Annotated in this window: 18 protein-coding genes; 6 read left to right on the top strand and 12 right to left on the bottom strand. The window is 51.9% G+C overall.

Features of this window, described 5'->3' with window-relative positions; translation table 11 throughout:
- Positions 1 to 114: 114 nt before the first annotated feature.
- Both cowN and L9G74_RS14995 read right to left on the bottom strand, forming a co-directional pair.
- Entirely contained in the window at positions 115 to 408 is a 294-nt protein-coding gene (cowN, locus tag L9G74_RS15000; RefSeq protein WP_238897233.1) for a N(2)-fixation sustaining protein CowN, read from the bottom strand.
- Between the two features lie 85 nt (positions 409 to 493).
- Positions 494 to 1,129, bottom strand: a complete 636-nt coding sequence (locus L9G74_RS14995; protein WP_238897232.1) for a Crp/Fnr family transcriptional regulator — start codon at positions 1,127 to 1,129, stop codon at positions 494 to 496.
- A gap of 43 nt (positions 1,130 to 1,172) precedes the next feature.
- Between L9G74_RS14995 and L9G74_RS14990 the strand changes: the two genes are divergently transcribed.
- Positions 1,173 to 1,427 (top strand): hypothetical protein, encoded by a 255-nt coding sequence (locus tag L9G74_RS14990; protein ID WP_238897231.1) that lies wholly within the window; start codon positions 1,173 to 1,175, stop codon positions 1,425 to 1,427.
- A gap of 50 nt (positions 1,428 to 1,477) precedes the next feature.
- Here L9G74_RS14990 and L9G74_RS14985 read toward each other — a convergent pair whose 3' ends face one another.
- Positions 1,478 to 3,379 carry a methyl-accepting chemotaxis protein gene (locus L9G74_RS14985; protein ID WP_238897230.1) on the bottom strand — a complete coding sequence of 634 codons (1,902 nt, stop codon included), beginning with the start codon at positions 3,377 to 3,379 and terminating at the stop codon, positions 1,478 to 1,480.
- A 607-nt stretch (positions 3,380 to 3,986) separates the two neighbouring features.
- Here L9G74_RS14985 and L9G74_RS14980 point away from each other — a divergent pair.
- On the top strand, positions 3,987 to 4,658 hold the full coding sequence (locus tag L9G74_RS14980) for a hypothetical protein (RefSeq protein ID WP_238897229.1): 672 nt from the start codon (positions 3,987 to 3,989) through the stop codon (positions 4,656 to 4,658).
- Between the two features lie 226 nt (positions 4,659 to 4,884).
- Complete coding sequence (locus L9G74_RS14975; RefSeq protein WP_238897228.1) at positions 4,885 to 5,871, top strand: cytochrome-c peroxidase; 987 nt, start codon at positions 4,885 to 4,887, stop codon at positions 5,869 to 5,871.
- Here L9G74_RS14975 and L9G74_RS14970 read toward each other — a convergent pair.
- Both L9G74_RS14970 and L9G74_RS14965 read right to left on the bottom strand, forming a co-directional pair.
- Positions 5,868 to 8,312, bottom strand: coding sequence for a putative inorganic carbon transporter subunit DabA (locus L9G74_RS14970; protein ID WP_238897227.1), 2,445 nt, complete (start codon positions 8,310 to 8,312; stop codon positions 5,868 to 5,870). The genes L9G74_RS14975 and L9G74_RS14970 overlap by 4 nt on opposite strands.
- Positions 8,309 to 9,679, bottom strand: coding sequence for an NADH-quinone oxidoreductase subunit L (locus tag L9G74_RS14965; RefSeq protein ID WP_238897226.1), 1,371 nt, complete (start codon positions 9,677 to 9,679; stop codon positions 8,309 to 8,311). The genes L9G74_RS14970 and L9G74_RS14965 overlap by 4 nt, the downstream gene beginning before the upstream one ends.
- A 105-nt stretch (positions 9,680 to 9,784) precedes the next feature.
- On the opposite strand from L9G74_RS14965, the gene L9G74_RS14960 reads away from it, so the two are divergent.
- On the top strand, positions 9,785 to 10,660 hold the full coding sequence (locus tag L9G74_RS14960; protein WP_238897225.1) for a LysR family transcriptional regulator: 876 nt from the start codon (positions 9,785 to 9,787) through the stop codon (positions 10,658 to 10,660).
- A 50-nt stretch (positions 10,661 to 10,710) separates the two neighbouring features.
- Here the strand turns inward: L9G74_RS14960 and L9G74_RS14955 are convergent, their stop codons facing one another.
- From L9G74_RS14955 to L9G74_RS14945, 3 genes are read right to left on the bottom strand one after another with little or no spacing between them, the layout of a single operon-like run.
- The gene (locus L9G74_RS14955; RefSeq protein ID WP_238897224.1) at positions 10,711 to 11,175 is read right to left on the bottom strand and encodes a tRNA (cytidine(34)-2'-O)-methyltransferase; all 465 of its coding nucleotides are present in this window, start codon (positions 11,173 to 11,175) and stop codon (positions 10,711 to 10,713) included.
- A gap of 56 nt (positions 11,176 to 11,231) precedes the next feature.
- Positions 11,232 to 12,710, bottom strand: a complete 1,479-nt coding sequence (locus L9G74_RS14950; RefSeq protein WP_238897223.1) for an ATP-binding protein — start codon at positions 12,708 to 12,710, stop codon at positions 11,232 to 11,234.
- Positions 12,710 to 13,396, bottom strand: a complete 687-nt coding sequence (locus L9G74_RS14945; RefSeq protein ID WP_238897222.1) for a response regulator — start codon at positions 13,394 to 13,396, stop codon at positions 12,710 to 12,712. Before L9G74_RS14945 ends, L9G74_RS14950 begins: the two co-directional genes overlap by 1 nt.
- Before the next feature lie 217 nt (positions 13,397 to 13,613).
- Here L9G74_RS14945 and L9G74_RS14940 point away from each other — a divergent pair, with 217 nt between their 5' ends.
- Positions 13,614 to 14,168 carry a Spy/CpxP family protein refolding chaperone gene (locus L9G74_RS14940; RefSeq protein ID WP_238897221.1) on the top strand — a complete coding sequence of 185 codons (555 nt, stop codon included), beginning with the start codon at positions 13,614 to 13,616 and terminating at the stop codon, positions 14,166 to 14,168.
- A gap of 45 nt (positions 14,169 to 14,213) precedes the next feature.
- Positions 14,214 to 15,131, top strand: a complete 918-nt coding sequence (fieF, locus tag L9G74_RS14935; RefSeq protein WP_238897220.1) for a cation efflux pump FieF — start codon at positions 14,214 to 14,216, stop codon at positions 15,129 to 15,131.
- A 64-nt stretch (positions 15,132 to 15,195) separates the two neighbouring features.
- On the opposite strand, the gene glnG is transcribed toward fieF, so the two are convergent.
- From glnG to L9G74_RS14915, 4 genes are all read right to left on the bottom strand, one after another.
- The gene (glnG, locus tag L9G74_RS14930) at positions 15,196 to 16,599 is read right to left on the bottom strand and encodes a nitrogen regulation protein NR(I) (protein WP_238897219.1); all 1,404 of its coding nucleotides are present in this window, start codon (positions 16,597 to 16,599) and stop codon (positions 15,196 to 15,198) included.
- Between the two features lie 16 nt (positions 16,600 to 16,615).
- Positions 16,616 to 17,689, bottom strand: coding sequence for a nitrogen regulation protein NR(II) (gene glnL, locus L9G74_RS14925; protein WP_238897218.1), 1,074 nt, complete (start codon positions 17,687 to 17,689; stop codon positions 16,616 to 16,618).
- A gap of 120 nt (positions 17,690 to 17,809) precedes the next feature.
- The gene (locus L9G74_RS14920; RefSeq protein ID WP_238897217.1) at positions 17,810 to 18,361 is read right to left on the bottom strand and encodes a DUF4124 domain-containing protein; all 552 of its coding nucleotides are present in this window, start codon (positions 18,359 to 18,361) and stop codon (positions 17,810 to 17,812) included.
- Positions 18,362 to 18,422: 61 nt separating this feature from the next.
- Positions 18,423 to 19,589 carry an iron-containing alcohol dehydrogenase gene (locus L9G74_RS14915; protein ID WP_238897216.1) on the bottom strand — a complete coding sequence of 389 codons (1,167 nt, stop codon included), beginning with the start codon at positions 19,587 to 19,589 and terminating at the stop codon, positions 18,423 to 18,425.

Genomic DNA, 19,589 nt, shown 5'->3' with positions numbered 1-19,589 from the left:
CGGGGTCTGTGAACAACGCGCTCATGCAACCTGCGTTTGGACGACTTCAAAATGCGTCATTCACTAATGATAATATTGGCCGTATTTACCTTCTGCTGGCGGGCGCGTCGCGCCTTAAAAAAAGTCGCGTTCCATATCATCTAACAGGTCGAGTGCTTCCTCATCTTCGGCTTCTTCCAGTAAATCCCGTAGATAATAAACATTGCTATGTAACAGAAATAGCGGGTCTTTAACCGGGCCGATGCCTGCGCGCATGTCTTGCGCCTTTTTTGCAAAATGTTGCCACAAGGCGTTGTCTTGATTGCCGTTATGGATATGGGACAGCACACGTTCCAACATGGCTTCACCTAATGCCATGCGGTCGCCTTCTGCGTTTTCGGAGTAGTAGCGGTTATCGGTGGCTTTCATGATAGGAATTCCGTGGTTAAACATAAATGGCAGTGTATGTATTGCAGGGGCTGATGTCTGTCAGCCCGCTGACAAAAGGCCACTTTTATAACGCCGCCATTTGGCTTAGCTGCGAGCAATCGCACAGACGCCACTGTTGCCGTGAGAGTTTCTGCACTAAACCTTGGCGCTGCAATTCCGACAACAAGCTCGACAAGGTTTGCCGCGAGGTGCCGATCAACTGTGCCGTTTGCTCGGTGGTGAGTTGCATGTTTATCAATGGTTGCTCGGCCGGTTGTGAGACTTGCGCTAACAGGTAGCTGGCGAGGCGGGCGCGCACATCGCGAAAGGCGAGGTTTTCGATGGTGTCGATACAGCCTGATAATGTCTGTGATAACACGCGAGTTACCGCACCCGTTAACAGTGGATGGGCGAGGGCGCGTTGGGAAAAGTTGTTCAGATCCATCACATTGACTTCGCTGGGTTCGAGTGCTTCGATAAACGCGCGGGTGTGGGTGCTGTACACGTCGCCAGCCTGCAATATGGTCAGCGTAAACAGTTTATCGCCGTAGCAAAGGTAGACCCGCAGCCGTCCACGGCGCAGATAAAACACACAGTCATCCATATCTTGTGGATAGCTGAGTAACTCGTTGCTCACTAAGCGGCGGCAGTGGCAGTCATCAAACAAGCTTGCGAGTTGCTGATTCGAATGCTGTTGGTGCGGTGATATTGGCGCTGTCATCGTGGATCCCTTGCAACCAGAGTCAATGGAATCAGCAAGCTTAATGCCAGCTTTTACGGCGTCACAGCCGCCAAAATCGGTGGGCTTGCCGGACATTTGTCGGCTTTATGACAAAGCTGGCGGACTAAAGCCGACCAAGCGGAGCTGCTGGCTACAGGCGGTATCGACATTGGCGGAACGGGCGTTGGGTCTCGATGTGATAAAACATGTGATGACGAGGCGCCAGCAGCAGAGTTTCGTTAACAATGCCTACTGGCGGCCCGTCATCGCTGCTGATGCCGCTAACTCGGAGATGTGACGGGCTAAGGCCTGCAATGAACTCCGTCGCCACGCCGCAAACACGGCGTATTACGCGATATTAAACTTACCCACTTCTCCCGCTAATCGGTTTGCCAGCTGTTCTAAGGTGGCCGATTGATTGGCGGAATCTTGTGCCTGCTGTGATAGCTCGCCAGAGACTTCACGGATTGATTCAGTATTGCGATTGATCTCTCCGGTGACGGAGGTTTGCTCTTCGGCGGCGGTGGCGATCTGTTGCGCCATATCAGAGATTTCGCTGATTGCCCCGCTGATTTGCAGTAGGCTCTCGTTCGCTTTGGCAACATCATTGACACTGACATTGCTCAACTGATGACTTTTTTGCATCGATGTGACCGCATCCGCCGCGGTTTTTTGCAGCGTTTCAATCATGGATTGAATTTCTTGGGTGGAGGTATGTGTGCGCTGCGAAAGTACTCTGACTTCGTCGGCTACTACCGCAAATCCTCGGCCTTGTTCCCCGGCGCGGGCGGCTTCAATGGCGGCGTTGAGTGCCAGTAGATTGGTTTGCTCCGCAATGTCACTGATGGTGAGCAAAATGCTGTTGATATGCTGCGAATGTTGGTGCAAATCACCGATAATATCGCTGGCATTTTTCACCTCGTCCGCCAGTTGGCGAATCGACTGCTGGCTTAAAGTTGCCTGTTTTTGACCGTCATTGGCTTTGCTCACCGCCTGTTGCGCGGTATTGGCCGTCAGCTCGGCATTGCCTGCGATCTCTTGTGTCGCGGAAGCCATTTCGGTCACCGCCGTTGCCACCATCGTGACGTCATCTAGCTGAAGTGCAATGTTGTGGCTATTGCCATCGGCGGCTTTGCGGCCGTGGCTCGCTTGGGTGGACAGTTGCTGAGATACATCGCCGAGCCGAGCAATCATTTCACCTAATCTGGCAACAAAGCGGTTGAAGCCGTTGGCTAAGGTGCCAATCTCATCATATTGATTACGCGTTTCAATGCGGACGCGCAGATCGCCACCACCATCGGCGATAGTGGTTAATGCTGCGGAAACGTTTTCCAGATCTTTAAACTGATTCTTGAAGATAAACACCAGTAGCAGTGTGAAGGCAAGGAGACACAGAATACCAGTGCCAATCATGGTGAATGTCAGCTCATTGGCGTGGGCCATGATGGTGGCGTGATCCATGATAAACAGCAGCGACCAATCTGTACCGGGTACTGCGGTGGCGTACAGCAGTTTATTGCTGCCTTGAAAAGGTAACTGCTGCATCTGTTGCTGCTCGACCAGTTGTTGCAACCACAATGCACTAAAGCGCGTATCTAGCGTGGTTAATGGCTTATTTTCAACCGCTTTATCCGGGTGGCTGATGATGTTGCCATTGTTTTCTACCAAGGTGGCAAAGCCATTGCCTGGCACGTGCAATTTGCCGATGGTATCGGTGATCTGCGTCAGGGTGACGTTACTGCCGACCGCGCCTCTGAGGTGACCATTGCGGTTATTTACCGGGGCAGAAAAGGTAACAACCATCTTTTGTAAGGACTTACCCATGTGTGGCGGTAGGGTGACCAGCTTACCTGCGGCTTTGGCTTCCTTATACCAATCGCGAATGCGAGGGTCATAGCCCTCAACATAAAGCGCGGGATCGTGGCGGTACATGTCACCGCGCTCGGTGCCATACATGGATAAGCCATAACCCAGCGCTTGTTGCGAATAGGTCAACAGTGCGGAGGGATCGGCGTCTTCGGGCAGCTTTTCAATCGCCGTTTTCAAACTGAGTAAACCGGTTTTTTTACCATCAATCCACGTGCTGATGTTACTGGCAAACAGCATTCCGGTTTGGCGTACTTGCGCATCGGTTTGAGCGAGAGACATGTCATGGATAGCGGAGTAGGACAAGCTGATGAGTATGGTTGATACCGTCACTACCGCCGCTAGACTGGCGCCTAACAAACGGATTTTCAGTGAGACTTTCATGGGATTTACTCAGATGAACAAAGGACGAGGGATTATAGTTTTTATATGTATATTATTGTTAATGTTAAGATTTTATGAATAACGGTTAACTTGGGTTTAAATTCGCGGATGTGAAATAACCGGTTAGCAGGCAAGGGCGGGCTGCCGTGAGATGGCTCAAGTTTATGCAAGGACAACAGCCTTTAGCTTATCAATAAACCTTGGTCAGAGTGGTGGATAAAATCGCCGCTCATATTAATTAAGTGTGAAAAAATAACGACTTTTATATAAAGGTAAATATTAGAGCCATTACTCGACAAAATGTGACATAGGTTTAGTATTCGGCCGTTGCAGAATATCGGACTGTTGGTCGAATTATGCAACTTGCATCTTTGATGCAGCGGTCTCCAGTTCAGCAGCGCTTGACGATGTGGTACACGTTGCTACCGCAGTAAAACGCGACCATAACCTTGTTGATTTACCCCGTTTTAGCTGATCTTACGTGGTACTTTCCCGCGTCATGCGTGCTGTGAACACAACCTCTAATAATAAAAATCCCTCATTTCCTAAATTACGTTTTCATTAATGACGCAGTGATTTGTCGTGACTGCCGTCTGTTGGAGGAATTATGCATTCTCGCGATGATTGGTATGAGATACGCCATGCCATTTTCCGTTTTGTGGCTATCGTGTTGTTTATGGCGCTAATGGTTGGCGCATTAGCGCTCGATGTCATGGTTTTTCATAATGGTGTGGCTGAAAACGGTGCCACTGAGTTGATGCAGAGCAGCATCCTCGCGTTAAACGTGTTGATGTTCGCGCATTTGGCCTATCTGTATCCACAAAGCCGTGGTTGCTTTGTGTTGGTGATGGGCTTTTTCGGCACCATGTTGATCCGCGAACTGGATGGTTTGTTTGATCATATCCGCCATGGTTTTTGGAAATATCCCGCGTGGGCGTTAACCCTAGGTTGTATTGGCTACGCACGTTTTATTGCTGCCGGCACGGTGCTGAGTCCGTTAGCGACGTTAGTTCGTGCGCGCCAGTTCATTGCTATCAGCTACGGTTTAGTGATCGTGCTGTTGTTTAGCCGCATCTTTGGGAACGGGCATTTGTGGCATGCCATTCTCGGCGAGCATTTTGTCCGCGTGGCTGAAAACGTGGCCGAGGAAGGCATTGAACTGCTCGGCTACGGCGTGCTGTTCAGCGGCTGTGTGAGCTATTACCTGCAGTTATGCAGCCATAGAAAAGCCTCTGCCTGTGCCCGCGAACAACTAGCAGCGAGCAACTGCACTTTGTAAGCCATTGACTGCATGGCACTTGGGCGGGTGACGTTACCCAAGTGCCGTGCGGTAAATTGTGTATCCTTGTTCACAAAATATACGGTGTCAGCCGTAATGATCACAAAAAATCCATCTAAATCAACGATGGAATCAATCGTATCTTATCGTTAAGTGTTTTGGTCGAACTCAGCTAGCATTCAAATAGCCTTACTTAAAGTAAGTTTATTTGAAAGAGAGATGACCAATGAAAACGTCCATACTAATGCTTACCCTCTCGGCACTGAGTGTAGGATTTTCGGCCGCCGCAGAACCGATAAAAATTATTCAACCTGCCAAAATTACTGAGCCTGACAAAGTCGAACTGGGCAAGATGTTGTATTTCGAGCCTCGTTTATCTAAGTCCGGTTTTATCTCCTGTAACTCCTGCCACAACTTGTCGCTTGGCGGGGTGGATGCCATTCCCACCTCAATTGGGGATCGTTGGCAGCAAGGGCCAATTAACGCGCCTACCGTACTGAATGCCGACTTTATGCTGGCGCAGTTTTGGGATGGCCGCGCCAAAGATCTGCAAGAGCAGGCGGGTGGCCCTATCGCCAACCCGAAAGAGATGGGTTTCACTCATGAGCTGGCGGTAAAAACGGTGGCGTCGATGCCAGCCTATCGAGAAAAATTTGCCAAAGTGTATGGCAGTGATGTGGTGGATATCGACAAGATCACCGACGCGATTGCCGCATTTGAGAAAACCTTGGTGACGCCCAATAGTCCGTTTGATCAGTATTTGGCTGGGGATGAACAAGCCATATCTGCTGACGCTAAGGCGGGTTACGACCTGTTTAAAGGCCATGGTTGCGTGGCCTGCCATAACGGCCCCGCTGTGGGCGGCACGGCTTATATGAAAATGGGCTTAGTGAAACCGTTCCACACCGATAATCCAGCCGAGGGGCGTAAAGCTGTGACTGGCAAAGATAGCGATAACATGGTGTTCAAAGTGCCGACATTGCGCAATATCGAACTGACCTATCCCTACTTCCATGACGGCAGTGTGTGGACCTTGGCAGAAGCGGTCAATACCATGTCCGATGTGCAGACGGGTCAGCAGTTGACCGCAGAAGAAACCACACAGATGGTGGCGTTCTTGCGCAGCTTGACCGGCGACCAGCCACAAGTTGTGTTACCTGTGTTGCCGCCGTCAAATGAGGTGACCCCGCGGCCACAGCCGTTCACCAACTAATGTGTTTTATCCCCGAGGGCAGCACGCCCTTGGGGAATTAATGGCGCGAGCCACTCACCTTGTTGATAGCGCCACAGCTGTTGTTGTTCATCTAGCTGATACAGGAACAACCACTGGTTATCAATCAGTGCCGCGACATCGGGCTGACGCGCAATGATGTCGGCCAATGCCTGCTTTGGCGCTTGAATATAGGCGGTTAACCGCACCGGTTGATGGCGATATTGTTTGCCATCGTGCACCGACTGCTGTGACAGCCCAATGCGCAAATCACCGCCGTTACCTTCAAATACCCCAATATGACCGCCAACCACGTTGTGCAGCAGTTTGTTGCCGCTGCCGTATTTCTCTGGCGCGGTCACTGAAGCGAAATACTGCAAGTTAATCCAGTTCATCACCAACAGTGGCGCGGTTAGGATTTTTTCTAACTGGCTAAACGCTGGATCTTGGCTGACGTGATATTCATGCAGAAACGCACGGCCGGCAAAGTTGAGTTGCCGTGTCAGGTTACGCGGCGCAATAAACACTGCGGCGTTATTGCACAGACCCCACTCTGGTCGCATCTGTGCCCAGTTGGTGGCGCGACCTTTAAAGAAGCGGCTGGCTTGGGCGGCGTTGATGTGTGGCGCATCAAATTGCGCGCCACGGTTCATTCGTGCTTGCAAACTGGCGGCGTACAGCCATTCGCGCCACGGGGCGCTCGGGGCATTGAACACCGACAACTCATCCGTGGTGGTGTTGTGCATGGCCGCATAAAAGGCGGTGTCTTCGGGAACGGTGACACCAAACTGCGGCATGGCGGCGCGCACTTCGCTGTCATTGAGCAGCTCGGCTAACACCTTGACGTTCACCTCACCGGTTTGGCCGCCACAGGCGCCGCAATCTAAGCTTGAGGCGGTGTGGTTGTTACAGGTTTGGCTGCCGTGGCCGGTAAGTAGCACGGTTTTGGCGAGGCGCGGCGCGATGCCCATCGCTTGGAGAATGCCAGCCGCTAACTCGGCTTTTTCTGGCACAGTTAATGGCTGCTGGGCGCGGCTGAGTTGCCATTGTTGGTTATGGCGCAAGTCGCGGTTAACTGGATTGTCGGTGCCGCGTTGCAACACCACGCGATTAAACAAACTGACCAATTTCAGCAGGCCGCCAGCTTCCACCATGCCTAAGTTGGATGACGGTTTTTCTAAGCTGTTTTGCCAGCCCAATTGGGTCAAGCGCAGAATACGCTCTGGCCGTTTCTGCGTTTGTTTGGCGACTAAGCTGGGTGCCAGCAACCCCGGCAGTTGTGGTCTTACAATGCTGCCATCTTTATTTTCATAGGCGATGGGAACGCCAAAAAAACCAGCAAAGCCTAAGGTTTCAATCTTGTCAGATTGCGCCTCTAAGGCACGGCGCATCGGTTCAGAACGCACATCAATACAGAAGATCGCTTGTAGCTCTGGTCGCGCCAATTGTGTTGTGGGCGTGATCGCTTTAATCTGCTGCATCCACGGCGTTTGTACGCTTAATTCCAAGGCGCGTTGCCATAGCCACAGCGGTGCTAACAGTTGTTGCGCCGTGTCATAGGCGACGGTCACATCGGCAGCTTGCTGGTGCAACTGCTGTAGGATCTGCTCGGCCACGGCGGAATGTTGCTGCTGTAGCCACTGCATCAATACCGTGTCCCACGCCAGCAGGATCGCGGTCAAACCTAACACTTGCGGGACCTTGGCAGTTTTGTTGGCTAAACTTGCTTGCCAATCCAACCATGCTTGCCAACCCGCCCAGCCAGAAAGCTGTTGCAATGAACCCCTTACAAAGGCATCCGCGCCCGCTTGATGTTGCCACGTGCTGCGCCAGTGCGCCGTAACTTGCTCAAACAGGCCGTCAATATCGCCCGGTAATGCGCGAAAATATTGCAGCAAATCTACGCCGAGCAGCGTCTTAATGCCTTTGTCACGGCTGACGACTTCAAGCCAGCTTTGGTAAAGATGCTCACCATTTTTACCGTCGGCTTCAAACCGCTCCGGATACTGGTGATACAAGGCGATGAACTGGCTCACTTGCTGCACAATCTCTTGCGCCCAGCTGTGGCCTTGTGGCGACGGATTGGCTTCATCCATCATCATCGCCAGCGTCTTCCAGCGTAGTGATAGTTCACTGTCGTCTTGCTGCAAAGCTTCTACTAGCTGCGCAACGGTTAAGGGCGATTGGGCTTCGGCAATTGCTTGTTCAAGGTGCGCGGTGTGGATTTGCTGTTGCCACTGGTCGCGATAATAACTTTTTGGCATCAAGCCAGTGATGCCGGTCAGCACCGCTTGCTCGGCAAAAGTTTGCGCTATGCTTTGTTGGCGCAATGGCCACCATGGATTCACTGCGACCGACTGATCGAGCGGAAACGCCGGAGCGATAGTGGCACTCGCGCGCAGCGCGGTGGCGCGCGCGTCCAGAGAAATGACTTGGTCCATCATGATTTGCTCTCAGTATTTATCTGTAGCTGGGCTTGTTGCAGCTCAATCAGTGAGGTACTTGGCCACAGTTTTAAGGTCAGGCGCGTGGCCCATTCATCGAGATAAGCACCGGCATTGAGCCAGATAAACAAGCTTTTTACCCAGCGCACATGTGGCCAATACTGCAAGGCAATCGACAGCGCAAACAAACTAAAAAAGAGCAGCGCCACTAAACAATCGGCCAGCGGATTGAGCGGCGTATCTAGCCCCATCAACACTGCCAAATGATGTTTAGCAAAGCTGTATAAGGTGAGCAGTCCCGCCGCAACGGCGAGGGTGATGCCGATACGTGGCAGGCTGGCGATATCCCAGCGCGTCACACTCGGCACGATCAGCGCGGCTAAGGCAAACCACACCAGCACAGTGGCGGCAAAGCTATTCATCACCGCAAATTGCCACTGCGCCACGGCCAACATAGCCAGTGACAAGGCCAGCGCTAGGCTCCAATGCCACACACGCGGCTTTGGCGCTCCCGCCAACTTCGCCGCCAGATAGTGGTTAACCGTGTTACCACTGTTGAGGAATGAATAAGACTTATAAAACGAGTGGGCGAACAGGTGCAGCAACGCCATCTCATACAGACCGAGTGCGATCTCCACCAACATCAAGCCCATCTGTGAGCTGGTGGACCAAGCTAATTTCACTTTAATGCTGATGCGGGTGGTACTCACTAAGCCAGCAATCGTGGTGCTGATGCCCGCTAAAATCACCAATAACCAGCACGCTAGCGGACTGGCCGCTAATACCGGCGCGAACAACAGCAACAAAATACCGCCCAAGTTGACGATACCGGCGTGCAGCAGTGCCGATACCGGCGTAGGCGCTTCAACCACTTGAATGAGCCAACCGTGCATCGGCAGTTGGGCGCATTTAATCATGGCGACTAATGCCAACAATACCGCGGCGATAGATAACGACAGGCCGCTGCCTGCCGCCGGGACTTTGGCAACTAACTCACTGATAATGGCGGTATTAAATTGACTGAACAACAACAGGAAGGCGATACCTAGTAGCAACTCGCTAAAGCGCGCCAGCAGGAATTTTTTGTGCGCAGCCAACTGCGCGCGCGGGCGTTCTGGATAGAACAGAATTAAGCGATGTAAACAGAGACTGACACTGACCCACGCCGCCCAAAACAGCAGTAAGTGGTTGCTGACAATCACCAACACCACGGCGGCAATCGTCGTTAGCAGCGCCCGTAGAAAGCGGCCGCGCTCGGTTTCGCCAGCAAAGGCAACCCAGCTGTAACGCACGATGGTGAAACCGAGGATGGCAATCAGCCCCAGCAACATCAGTTTGAGCGGAGTCACTAAAAACCAAGAAAACATGACGAGTCTCATATGTTTAACAATGTCGCTATTCTGCGGCGCTGTTTAAATTAAGTAAAATATATAATAGATTAGTAATCGTTCTTTTTTAGTGAACTAAAACCGATGAGCCGATTAAATTATCACCATTTATATTATTTCTGGCAGGTGGCACGTCAAGGTAACTTGACCCAAACTGCGCAGAAACTGCATATCTCACAGTCGGCGCTATCGTCACAAATTAAGCAGTTAGAACAATCGCTTAATGTGCAGCTGTTTACCCGTGAAGGGCGCAAATTATTGCTCACAGAAAGTGGCTACCACGCGCTTAATTATGCCGACGAGATCTTCAAAAACGGTGAAGAGTTGGAGCAGTTGCTCGCCAGTGGTACGACCTTGCCCAGTGCGCCAATCCGTATTGGCATGTTGTCGACCATTTCGCGTAACTTCATCGAGCAGTTTATTCAGCCGCTGATTAAGCAAAACGACTGCAAATTTTCGCTACAGTCGATGAGCCAAACAGGCTTGCTCAATGCCATGGCGGAGTTACAGCTTGATATGGCGCTCACCAACATTCCGGTGCGCGGCTCCCATGTGAATAACTGGCAGAGTCGGGTGTTGGCACGTCAGCCGGTGGCGATTATCGGCCCGCCGGGGTTAGCGTTAACCGCTAAATTTGATGACCGTTATCGGCGCCAACGTTGGGTGCTGCCTTACGGCGAAAACCCCTTGCGGGCGGCGTTTGACGCCTTTGCCGCGCAGTATCAACTGCAACCGGAAATCGTCGCTGAATCGGATGACATGGCGATGCTACGTCTGTTGACCCGTGATACTGGCGCGTTGGCGGTAATGCCGGAAGTGGTAGTAAAAGATGAGTTGGACCACGGCGAGCTCAAAAGCTACATGCTGTTGCCAAACGTGTATGAAAACTTCTATGCGGTGACCGCTGAGCGCCGCGTGGTACATCCAAAACTTGGCATGTTGCTGCGGCCGTTGATGTAAGCGAGGGATAAGCCGCCGCGCCTCATTGACGCGGCAAACTGACTAGCGGATTAGCGAGCGCCACCAAAATCGTGCTGGCGCCAAGCTTCATAGCTGATGATGGCGACTGAGTTAGACAGGTTTAGGCTGCGGCTTGAGGCGACCATTGGAATACGAATGCGCTGCTCCGCTGGCGTGGCATTGATGATATCCATTGGCAAACCGCGGGTTTCTGGGCCAAACAGCAGCACGTCATCAGGTTGATACACCGCTTCGGTGTGCGGGCGACTGCCTTTGGTGGTGCAAGCAAAAATGCGTTTGCCCTGCATGGCGGCTTTAAACTCATCAAAATTGGCGTAGCGCTTGACTGAGGTGAGGTCGCTGTAATCTAAGCCAGCGCGGCGCAATTTTTTCTCTTCTAAATCAAAACCTAATGGTTCGATAAGATGCAGTTGGCTGCCGTTATTGGCACAAAGACGAATAATATTGCCGGTATTGGGCGCGATTTCCGGCTCGTAAAGCGCGATATGAAACATGGATGATTGCCGTTGTGATGCAGGCCGCCGATTATAAAACCAAAGCGGCTTGCTTGTCAGGTGTGCTGTTGATTGCGCGGCAGCCAGATTGTCACTCTTAACCCGCCGTCACTTTTATTACTGGCTTCGATGCGACCGCTATGAGCAAACACCGCCGCTTCCGCAATGGCTAGGCCCAAGCCCCAGCCGCCACTTTCGCGATCGCGCGCTGACTCTGGCCGATAGAAGGGTTTGAAGATGGCTTCTAACTCGTGCTCGTCAATGCCGGGGCCATCATCTTCAATCACAATACATAGTTGCTCACCTTGCGGTTGAGCGCTAATGCTGATCAACTGTTGGCTATAACGGATGGCGTTGCGTAACAGGTTTTCTACCGCGCGCGCTAACGGTTTGGGGTACACCGCCCATTCCAACTCTTCGGCGATATCAATCTGCAACTGTTTGCCGCGTTGCGAAGCTTCAAATTCGGCATCGTCCAACACTTGGCTAAAGATTTCATCCAATGGCAAGACAATGGTGTTTTCTTGCCGCTTCAGTTTGACGCGCGACAACTCCAGCAATTCGGCAATCATCTGCTCCAGTTGATCGGCTTCGTAGGCGATGCGGTCGGTTTCTTCGGTGACATGGCCTTTTTTACGCGCCAGCGCCAGTGATAGCTGCAAGCGGGTCAACGGCGTGCGTAACTCGTGGGAGATATCGCCAATCAGCCGTTGTTGACTGTTAACAATCTGCTCTACCGCATCGGCCATTAAGTTAAACGCATTGGCCAGTTGGCCGAGTTCATCATGACGTTTAGCGGTGGCGCTGGGGACACGGCTGCTTAAGTCGCCACGGGCGAGAGCATTGGCGCTGTCTTGCAACGATTGCAGCGGTTTGCCCAAGTGCCACGCTAACACGCCGCATAAGATGCCGGAGGTGAAAATGGCTAAAAACAGCGTCAGTAGTTTGTGGTCGATAAAAAAGAAGAACCAAGGGATATGCCGTGGCATATGCAGTGCCGCGTATAACTGAAACTCACCATCAGGCAGCGCCACTGACACCGGGCCAAAGTAGGCCTGATTATCGATATGAAAACTCTGAGGTTCAGTTAATTCAGACGCGTCTTGGTAGACGTGCGCTAGCGCCGATGGCTGGCGGCGAGCGTTCACCACTTTGCCGTGGCTGTCGATGGCGAAAATATAAAACGGCACCTTGGCTAAGTCGGCTCGGCGCGCGTCCATCATATTGGCGGGCGGATCTAAAAAGCTGACGTCATTATTGTTCGGTTGGTCTTTAAATGCTTCGCGCATCTCTTTACGAAAGCGATGCCGCTCCATAAAGGGGTTAAAACGTTGATACACCTTTTGCGGCTGCTGTTCGAGCTGCTTGGCATAATGAAACACCGACTCTTTGATCGGCGCGGGCATATCAAAATCTTCATGCAACTGTTGCAGTAACGGCAGTGCACCGACGCAGACGATGATCACGCTGCTACACAGCCAAAAGCCGAGTAGCAACTTGATAAATAAGCGGTTAGGGAGAAAAAATGCAGCCATTAAGGGATCCAGATATAGCCTTTGCCACGAATGGTTTTCACCCGTGGGCGACCATCGCTACGCTCTGGCAGTTTTTTACGCAAGTTTGACAGGTGCATATCCAAGCTGCGGTCAAACGGCATCAGCTTTTTGCCCAGCACGGTTTCGCTGAGTTCCTCTTTTGATACCAGTTCGCCCGCTTGTTGTGCCAAGGCGTACAACAAGCCAAACTCGGTGCCGGTCAGCACTAACAGCTGATCGCAGCAGAAGGCTTCTTGGCGGGAAGGATCGAGTTTCAGGTCGCCAAATTCCACCGCCACTGTTTGGTGCACATCTTGCGGCGTGAGGTTGGCGCGGCGAATGATGGCGCGAATGCGCGCGAGCAGTTCTCGGTCGTTAAACGGTTTTGGCAGATAATCATCGGCGCCAATTTCAAGCCCAACCACCCGGTCAATTTCATCGCCACGAGCGGTAAGCATCAGCACCGGCGTATGCTTTTTACTGCGTAGCTCTTTAAGCACGGCAAAACCGCTTAGCTTAGGCAGCATCACATCCAACAGAATAATGTCGAACTCTTGGCTTAGCGCGATATCTAGCCCGCTTTGGCCGTCGTGAGCGAGTGTTAACTCAAACCCTTCCAACTCCAATAACTGCGCTAACAGTTCAGAGAGACCCAAATCATCATCAATTAACAGGATTCGACTCATAACGACTTACTCACGGTTGAGATTAGCAATAGGCAACAGCATAGGAGTATACCCTGTTGTGGGTCAATTGCCGTTAGCCAGTGTAAGTGTAAGTAAAGAATCGTGTTTTCCTTTGATGTAGTGACTTTTACAGTGTTTTACCGAGGCGATGATTTCCCTTACGCAAACGAGACTAGACTTGATTACGAACCAACTGCACTGCCTAAGGAGACCAATTATGGCTAAGCAACTAACAGCAGGATTATTCGCACTGATGATGGGTGGTAGCTTGTGGGCCGCAGCCGCCGTAGCTGCTCCAGAAGAAGCACCAACACCACCGGCACCGCCAGCAGGCTGTGCGTGCCCGCAAATGCAAGGTGGTGGTTTCCATCACGGTATGATGGCGAAAAAAGGCTTTGATGGCCCTCGTGCTCACCGCGCTTGGGGTGGTATGGAGCATGACATGATGGGCTTTATGTCGCTACGTGGTGTGCAACTGACTGAGCAACAGCAGGAGCAGATTAAGGCGCTTAAGAAACAGCATTTCCAAGCGATGATGGAGGCTCACAAGCAAAACTTTGACGCGATGAAGAGCTTAATGGCCGCCAAAGATTTTGATGAAGCCAAAGCGAAAAAATTGGTGGCACAACGTGAACAGCAACGTGCGGCGTATCAAGTCGAAAAGCTGAAAATGCAGCATCAAATCTACCAACTGTTGACCGAAGAGCAGCAACAACAAGTGCAGCAAGGTTTTACGCGTAAACGTGGCCCACAACTGCCACAGCAACAGTAATTTTGTTAACATATCGATCATTCTGCCGATTAACGAGTGTTCGACGTGCCACAAAAAGACTATGCGTTTTGGGTAAAGCTAGCTAGCCGAGCCGCCGTAGCCACCGCCTCTGTATTGATTGTGATAAAACTGGCGGCGTGGTTATGGTCGGGTTCGGCCAGTATGTTGGCCTCAGTGACTGACTCGGTGGCGGATGTATTAGCGTCGCTGGTTAACTTCTTTGCCGTGCGTTATGCCTTAGTGCCTGCCGATAATGATCATCGTTATGGTCATGGTAAGGCGGAACATCTCGCCTCATTGGCGCAAGCCGCGTTTATTCTGGGCAGCGCCTTCTTCCTGCTGTTGCATGGCGGCGACCGCTTATTCGCACCAGAACCAGTGCAGCATGCCACTATCGGTATGGCGGTATCTGTAATTGCCATTGCACTGACCTTGGCGTTAGTCACGTTGCAAAAGAAAGCCTTGCAAGCGACCGCTAGCACTGTGGTAGAAGCCGATGCGCTGCACTATAAATCCGACCTGTTTTTAAATGCTGCGGTGCTATTGGCGCTAGTGTTGGCGGGTTATGGGCTATGGTGGGCTGATGGCCTGTTTGCCATTTTGATTGCGTTGTATATCGGCTATCAAGCGGGGGATTTGGGTTATCGCTCAATTCAAGCCTTGCTTGACCGTGAACTGGATGAGGAAACACGGTTACAGATCGTGCAGATTGCCACCGAGTGTGAGCAAGTGTACGGCGTACACGATTTGCGCACACGTCAGTCGGGGCAGACCCTGTTTATTCAACTGCACTTAGAGTTAGACGGCGATCTGCCGCTCAGAGAAGCGCATCGTATCGCGGTGGATGCCGAGTATCGTATTGCTGCGGCGTTCCCCAATGCTGAGGTGATTATTCACCAAGATCCAGAAGATGAAGTGCCTGCCACCGTGCTGCGCGAAGAGATCGCGCCTGAGTCACCATAATCCGTTAATTTATAAAATAAAAAAGGATGCATGCGCATCCTTTTTTGTACCGAACCTATCGCGTTTAGTCCATCGACAACTCTTTCAACTTACGGGTGAGCGTGTTGCGACCCCAGCCGAGGCGTTTCGCCGCTTCTTGCTTATGGCCTTGAGTATGCTCTAACGCGGTTTCCAACAAAATGCGTTCAAATGCCGGTTGGATCTCGGTCAGCAGATCGCTTTCACCTTGCGATAAACGCTGATCGAGCCACAAACGCAATGCGCTTTGCCAATCCAAACTGTTGTTGCCGCTCGCCGATGGGCTGCTGGGTTCTTTAAACAGTTCATGCGGCAGATCTTGCGGCAAAATTTCTTGGCCGGACGCCATCACCGTGAGCCAGCGGCAGGTGTTTTCTAACTGACGCACGTTGCCCGGCCACGGCAATTGCTGCAACTTAATGGCGGTTTCTTTGGTGAGCACTTTGGCTTCGACGCCGATCTCTTTGGCGGCAGCCGATAAAAAGTGCCGCGCCAATTGTGGAATATCTTCGCGGCGTTGTGACAGTGGCGGCAGGTGCACGCGAATCACGTTGAGGCGGTGGAATAAATCCTCACGGAATTGGCCTTTTTGCACCAGCGATTCTAAGTCTTGGTGGGTGGCGGCAATAATGCGCACATCGACGCGCACTGGCAGATGCCCGCCGACGCGATAAAACTGGCCATCGGCCAATACCCGCAGCAAACGGGTTTGCACATCGAGCGGCATATCGCCGATTTCATCGAGAAACAGCGTGCCGCCATTGGCTTGTTCAAAACGGCCTTGGCGCACGTTAGCGGCACCGGTAAATGCGCCTTTTTCGTGCCCAAATAACTCAGATTCAATCAGGTCTTTAGGAATGGCGGCCATGTTCAGTGCGATAAATGGCTGCTCGCTGCGCGGGCTGTGTTTATGCAGCGCGCCGGCGACCAACTCTTTACCGGTACCGGATTGGCCGTTGATCAATACACTGATGGACGAGCGCGACAAACGGCCGATGGCGCGAAACACCTCTTGCATTGCCGGCGCTTCGCCGATGATTTCTGGCGTATTGAGCTGTGAGTCATCCGGCACTGGCGAATGTTCGGTCGCATGGGTGATGGCCCGTTCAACCAAGGCAATCGCTTCATCAATATCAAACGGTTTGGGCAGGTATTCAAACGCACCCGCTTGATAGGCACTCACAGCGCTGTCTAAATCGGAATGCGCGGTCATGATGATCACGGGAATGTGCGGAAAATGGCTATTGATGCGTTCCAGCAGCGTTAAACCATCGGTACCGGGCATGCGAATATCCGACACGATCACCCGCGGCTGCGAAATCTGTAATGCGTCCCAAAGGGACTCGGCTGCCGCAAAGGTGGCGCAGCTAATTTTGGCTCCCCGTAGTGCTCGCTCCAGTACCCAACGGATAGAGCTGTCATCGTCGAGAATCCACACTTGTTCGCTCATATTGCTTCCTCTCTTATTAGCCCTGTGATGCTTCCTGCTCACGGTTGATTGGCAGGGTTAAGGTAAATTCGGTATGTCCTGGGGCGGAGTTACAGTCAATGCGTCCGCCGTGTAACCGAGTAATGTTATGGGCAATTGATAGCCCGAGACCGTTGCCATCTTTACGGCCTGTCACCATAGGATAGAACAAGGTGTCGACCAATTCTGGTGCAATGCCGGGACCGTCGTCGATGATCGACAGCACCAATGCCAGTTTATGGCGCACGGCCCCAATGGTGACTTGATAGGCGGTGCGGGTGCGGATCAGTATTTCGCCAGAACGACGCGGCTCCAGCGCTTGAATGGCGTTTTGCACGATGTTGAGAATTGCCTGCTGCATCTGATCTTCATCAATCGGCAGATCGGGAATCGATGGATCGTAGTCCTGCTTTAGCTGGATATGCGCTGGCAAGGTTAAGTTCACCAGATTCAATACCTTCTGGATCACCATATGGATGTTAAGCACCTTGTGCTGCGATGGCTTTTGCGGCCCCAGTAAACGGTCAACCAAGCCACGTAGACGGTCGGCCTGCTCAATAATCAGCGTGGTAAATTCTTTGAGGTGGGCATCCGTCAGCTCTTTGGATAGCAGCTGCGCCGCACCACGTAAGCCGCCCAACGGGTTTTTGATCTCATGGGCGAGGTTACGCACTAAAAACTGTGCCGCTTGCTGCTGAGCATCGAGTGTCAACTGCTGGTGGATACGCCGTTGTTGATCAACTTGGCGCAGTTCCAAAATGCTCAGCGACAGTTCATCTACGCCGACTTCCAACGGCACTAGCGTCAGATCCACCGTATGATGTTGACCATCTAACGTCAGCAGTTGCGTGGTGTTAACGGTTAAGCCTTGGTGGCTGTCAATGGCGCTGCGTAGCACTTTGGCGTCAATGGCTAAGTTTTGGATTAACTCGGTCAGCGGTAATTCGGTAAGCTTATGGATAGAGATGCCGAGGAGTTGCTCAGCCGCTGCATTGGCGTAGCTCGCTTGCAGGTTACTGTCGATCACTAACACGGCGGTGACCAGATGATTGAGCAGGTTATTTGTGTCCATCTGTCATTCCTGAAACAGTTGCACCACAATGGTGCACTATTCTGGTGCAACCCGCAAGCAACGAAAAGCCATTAACCTCGCAGCGAAAGAAAAATATCTATTTGATTTAGAAAGATATAGTTAGTTTTTCTTCACGCTGGGCGCCGGAAATACCGGTTGTATCAGGCCAGCTTGGTGCATAAAAAAGGTAGTAGCGGAGCTAGATGCAAGGACTTTGCCGTTTTGCAGCACTACTTTAGCTTCAATCTGGTGCTCGCCGCGGTCAATATCATGCAGCTGGAAAATACCTGCGGCTTGTAGCTCGGTTGCTGCCACACCATCAATAAACAGTTGCAGATGATGGCCGGAGGCGAGCTGTGGTTCGACATTAACTGCAACTGTGAGATCACCGGCGTTGCTGCGGATAGTGGCTTGCTGTTGCGGGGAGGTAATGGACAGTTGGTAGCGGCTTTGCTGCTCTGTGGTGGTTGGCGCAGCCACTGGGGTGATATTTAACGGTTTAGGTGCGGGAATGGTGACACTGTTTTGAGTGTTTTCGTTGAGTTGCACCACTTCAGCGTTGGGATGTGGCTCGTCGCTGTAATGGACTTTGCCATCTTTATCGACCCATTTATAGATGGCGCCGTGGGCGCTCATCGCAATCAGTGCCAACATTATCCATAAGTGACGCATGGTGGTTACTCTATCCCGCTGCCTATTCGTTGAATATAGCCCGTTTTTTCAGCAAATGGTATTAACGAGGCGCCACGCTGTTGAGCAAAATTTGGCGGCTCACATCCAAGGTAATGTCTTTATGTTCACCCAGTTGCGTCATGCCGCTACGCTCGAGATTATCGAGTACCGGTTGCAGCTCGTCGGCACTGATGCCGTAGTCTTGCAGATAGGTACCAATGCCCATCTGCTCAAAGAAGGCGCGGGTTTGAGCAATCGCCGCCGTGATTTTTTGTTCATCGTCACCATCGCAGATCTGCCACACTCGCTCGGCGTATTGCAGCAATTTGTCACGCTTCGGCTGGCGGAACATCTCCAGCAACGTTGGCAGAATAATCGCTAAGGTGACCGCGTGGTCGAGCCCAAAAATCGCTGTTAATTCATGACCAATTTTATGGGTAGCCCAATCCTGTGGCACGCCAGAACAGATTAGGCCGTTGTGGCACCAAGCACAGGCTAACATCAGATTGGCACGGATGTCGTAATCTTGTGGTGTGGCGAGGGCTTGCGGGCCGGTTTCTTTCAAGGTTTGCAACAAGCCTTCGGCAAAGCGATCTTGCACCGCGGCGTTAACCGGATACGTCAGATACTGCTCGCACACATGGATAAAAGCATCAACCACACCATTGGCGAGCTGCTTAGCAGGCAAACTGTAGGAGATTTCGGGATCGAGAATGGCAAATTGCGGGAACACATGCGGATTGCGAAACGAGCGCTTGGCTCGCATGCTATAGCGGCTGATGACGCTGCCGTTGTTGTTCTCTGAGCTGGTGGCGGGAAATGTCTGCACTACGCCCACGGGTAACGCGCGATGAATACGTTTGCCGTAGGTTTCTAAAATTTCCCACGGGTCGCCATCATAACAGGCGGCAGCAGCAAGAAACTTGGTGCCATCGATCACTGAACCACCACCAACGGCGAGCAATAAGCCAATATCGTGCTGTTTAATTAACGCCACGGCAGGCATCAGTTGATCGTAATCTGGATTCGCTTGAATGCCGCTAAATTCATGCAGTTGGCAGTGTTTAAGCGCATCACGCACTTGGGCTAAGGTGCCGTTACGTTCGGCACTTTGACCGCCGTAAAGCAGCAACACTTTGGTTGCTGGCGCCACTAACTTGGTTAATTCCGTTAAGCTGCCTTTACCAAAGACCAGCCGCGTCGGGTTATAAAACTGGAAATTAAACAT

The organism is Shewanella electrica (genome assembly GCF_022321485.1).
Lineage (GTDB): Bacteria > Pseudomonadota > Gammaproteobacteria > Enterobacterales > Shewanellaceae > Shewanella > Shewanella electrica.
This window is presented reverse-complemented; position numbering and strand designations above follow the sequence as displayed.

Coding starts and splice junctions, on each gene's coding strand:
- cowN (WP_238897233.1), bottom strand. CDS start 408: ATGAAAGCCACCGATAACCGCTACTACTCCGAAAACGCAGAAGGCGAC.
- L9G74_RS14995 (WP_238897232.1), bottom strand. CDS start 1,129: ATGACAGCGCCAATATCACCGCACCAACAGCATTCGAATCAGCAACTC.
- L9G74_RS14990 (WP_238897231.1), top strand. CDS start 1,173: ATGCCAGCTTTTACGGCGTCACAGCCGCCAAAATCGGTGGGCTTGCCG.
- L9G74_RS14985 (WP_238897230.1), bottom strand. CDS start 3,379: ATGAAAGTCTCACTGAAAATCCGTTTGTTAGGCGCCAGTCTAGCGGCG.
- L9G74_RS14980 (WP_238897229.1), top strand. CDS start 3,987: ATGCATTCTCGCGATGATTGGTATGAGATACGCCATGCCATTTTCCGT.
- L9G74_RS14975 (WP_238897228.1), top strand. CDS start 4,885: ATGAAAACGTCCATACTAATGCTTACCCTCTCGGCACTGAGTGTAGGA.
- L9G74_RS14970 (WP_238897227.1), bottom strand. CDS start 8,312: ATGATGGACCAAGTCATTTCTCTGGACGCGCGCGCCACCGCGCTGCGC.
- L9G74_RS14965 (WP_238897226.1), bottom strand. CDS start 9,679: ATGTTTTCTTGGTTTTTAGTGACTCCGCTCAAACTGATGTTGCTGGGG.
- L9G74_RS14960 (WP_238897225.1), top strand. CDS start 9,785: ATGAGCCGATTAAATTATCACCATTTATATTATTTCTGGCAGGTGGCA.
- L9G74_RS14955 (WP_238897224.1), bottom strand. CDS start 11,175: ATGTTTCATATCGCGCTTTACGAGCCGGAAATCGCGCCCAATACCGGC.
- L9G74_RS14950 (WP_238897223.1), bottom strand. CDS start 12,710: ATGGCTGCATTTTTTCTCCCTAACCGCTTATTTATCAAGTTGCTACTC.
- L9G74_RS14945 (WP_238897222.1), bottom strand. CDS start 13,396: ATGAGTCGAATCCTGTTAATTGATGATGATTTGGGTCTCTCTGAACTG.
- L9G74_RS14940 (WP_238897221.1), top strand. CDS start 13,614: ATGGCTAAGCAACTAACAGCAGGATTATTCGCACTGATGATGGGTGGT.
- glnG (WP_238897219.1), bottom strand. CDS start 16,599: ATGAGCGAACAAGTGTGGATTCTCGACGATGACAGCTCTATCCGTTGG.
- glnL (WP_238897218.1), bottom strand. CDS start 17,689: ATGGACACAAATAACCTGCTCAATCATCTGGTCACCGCCGTGTTAGTG.
- L9G74_RS14920 (WP_238897217.1), bottom strand. CDS start 18,361: ATGCGTCACTTATGGATAATGTTGGCACTGATTGCGATGAGCGCCCAC.
- L9G74_RS14915 (WP_238897216.1), bottom strand. CDS start 19,589: ATGTTTAATTTCCAGTTTTATAACCCGACGCGGCTGGTCTTTGGTAAA.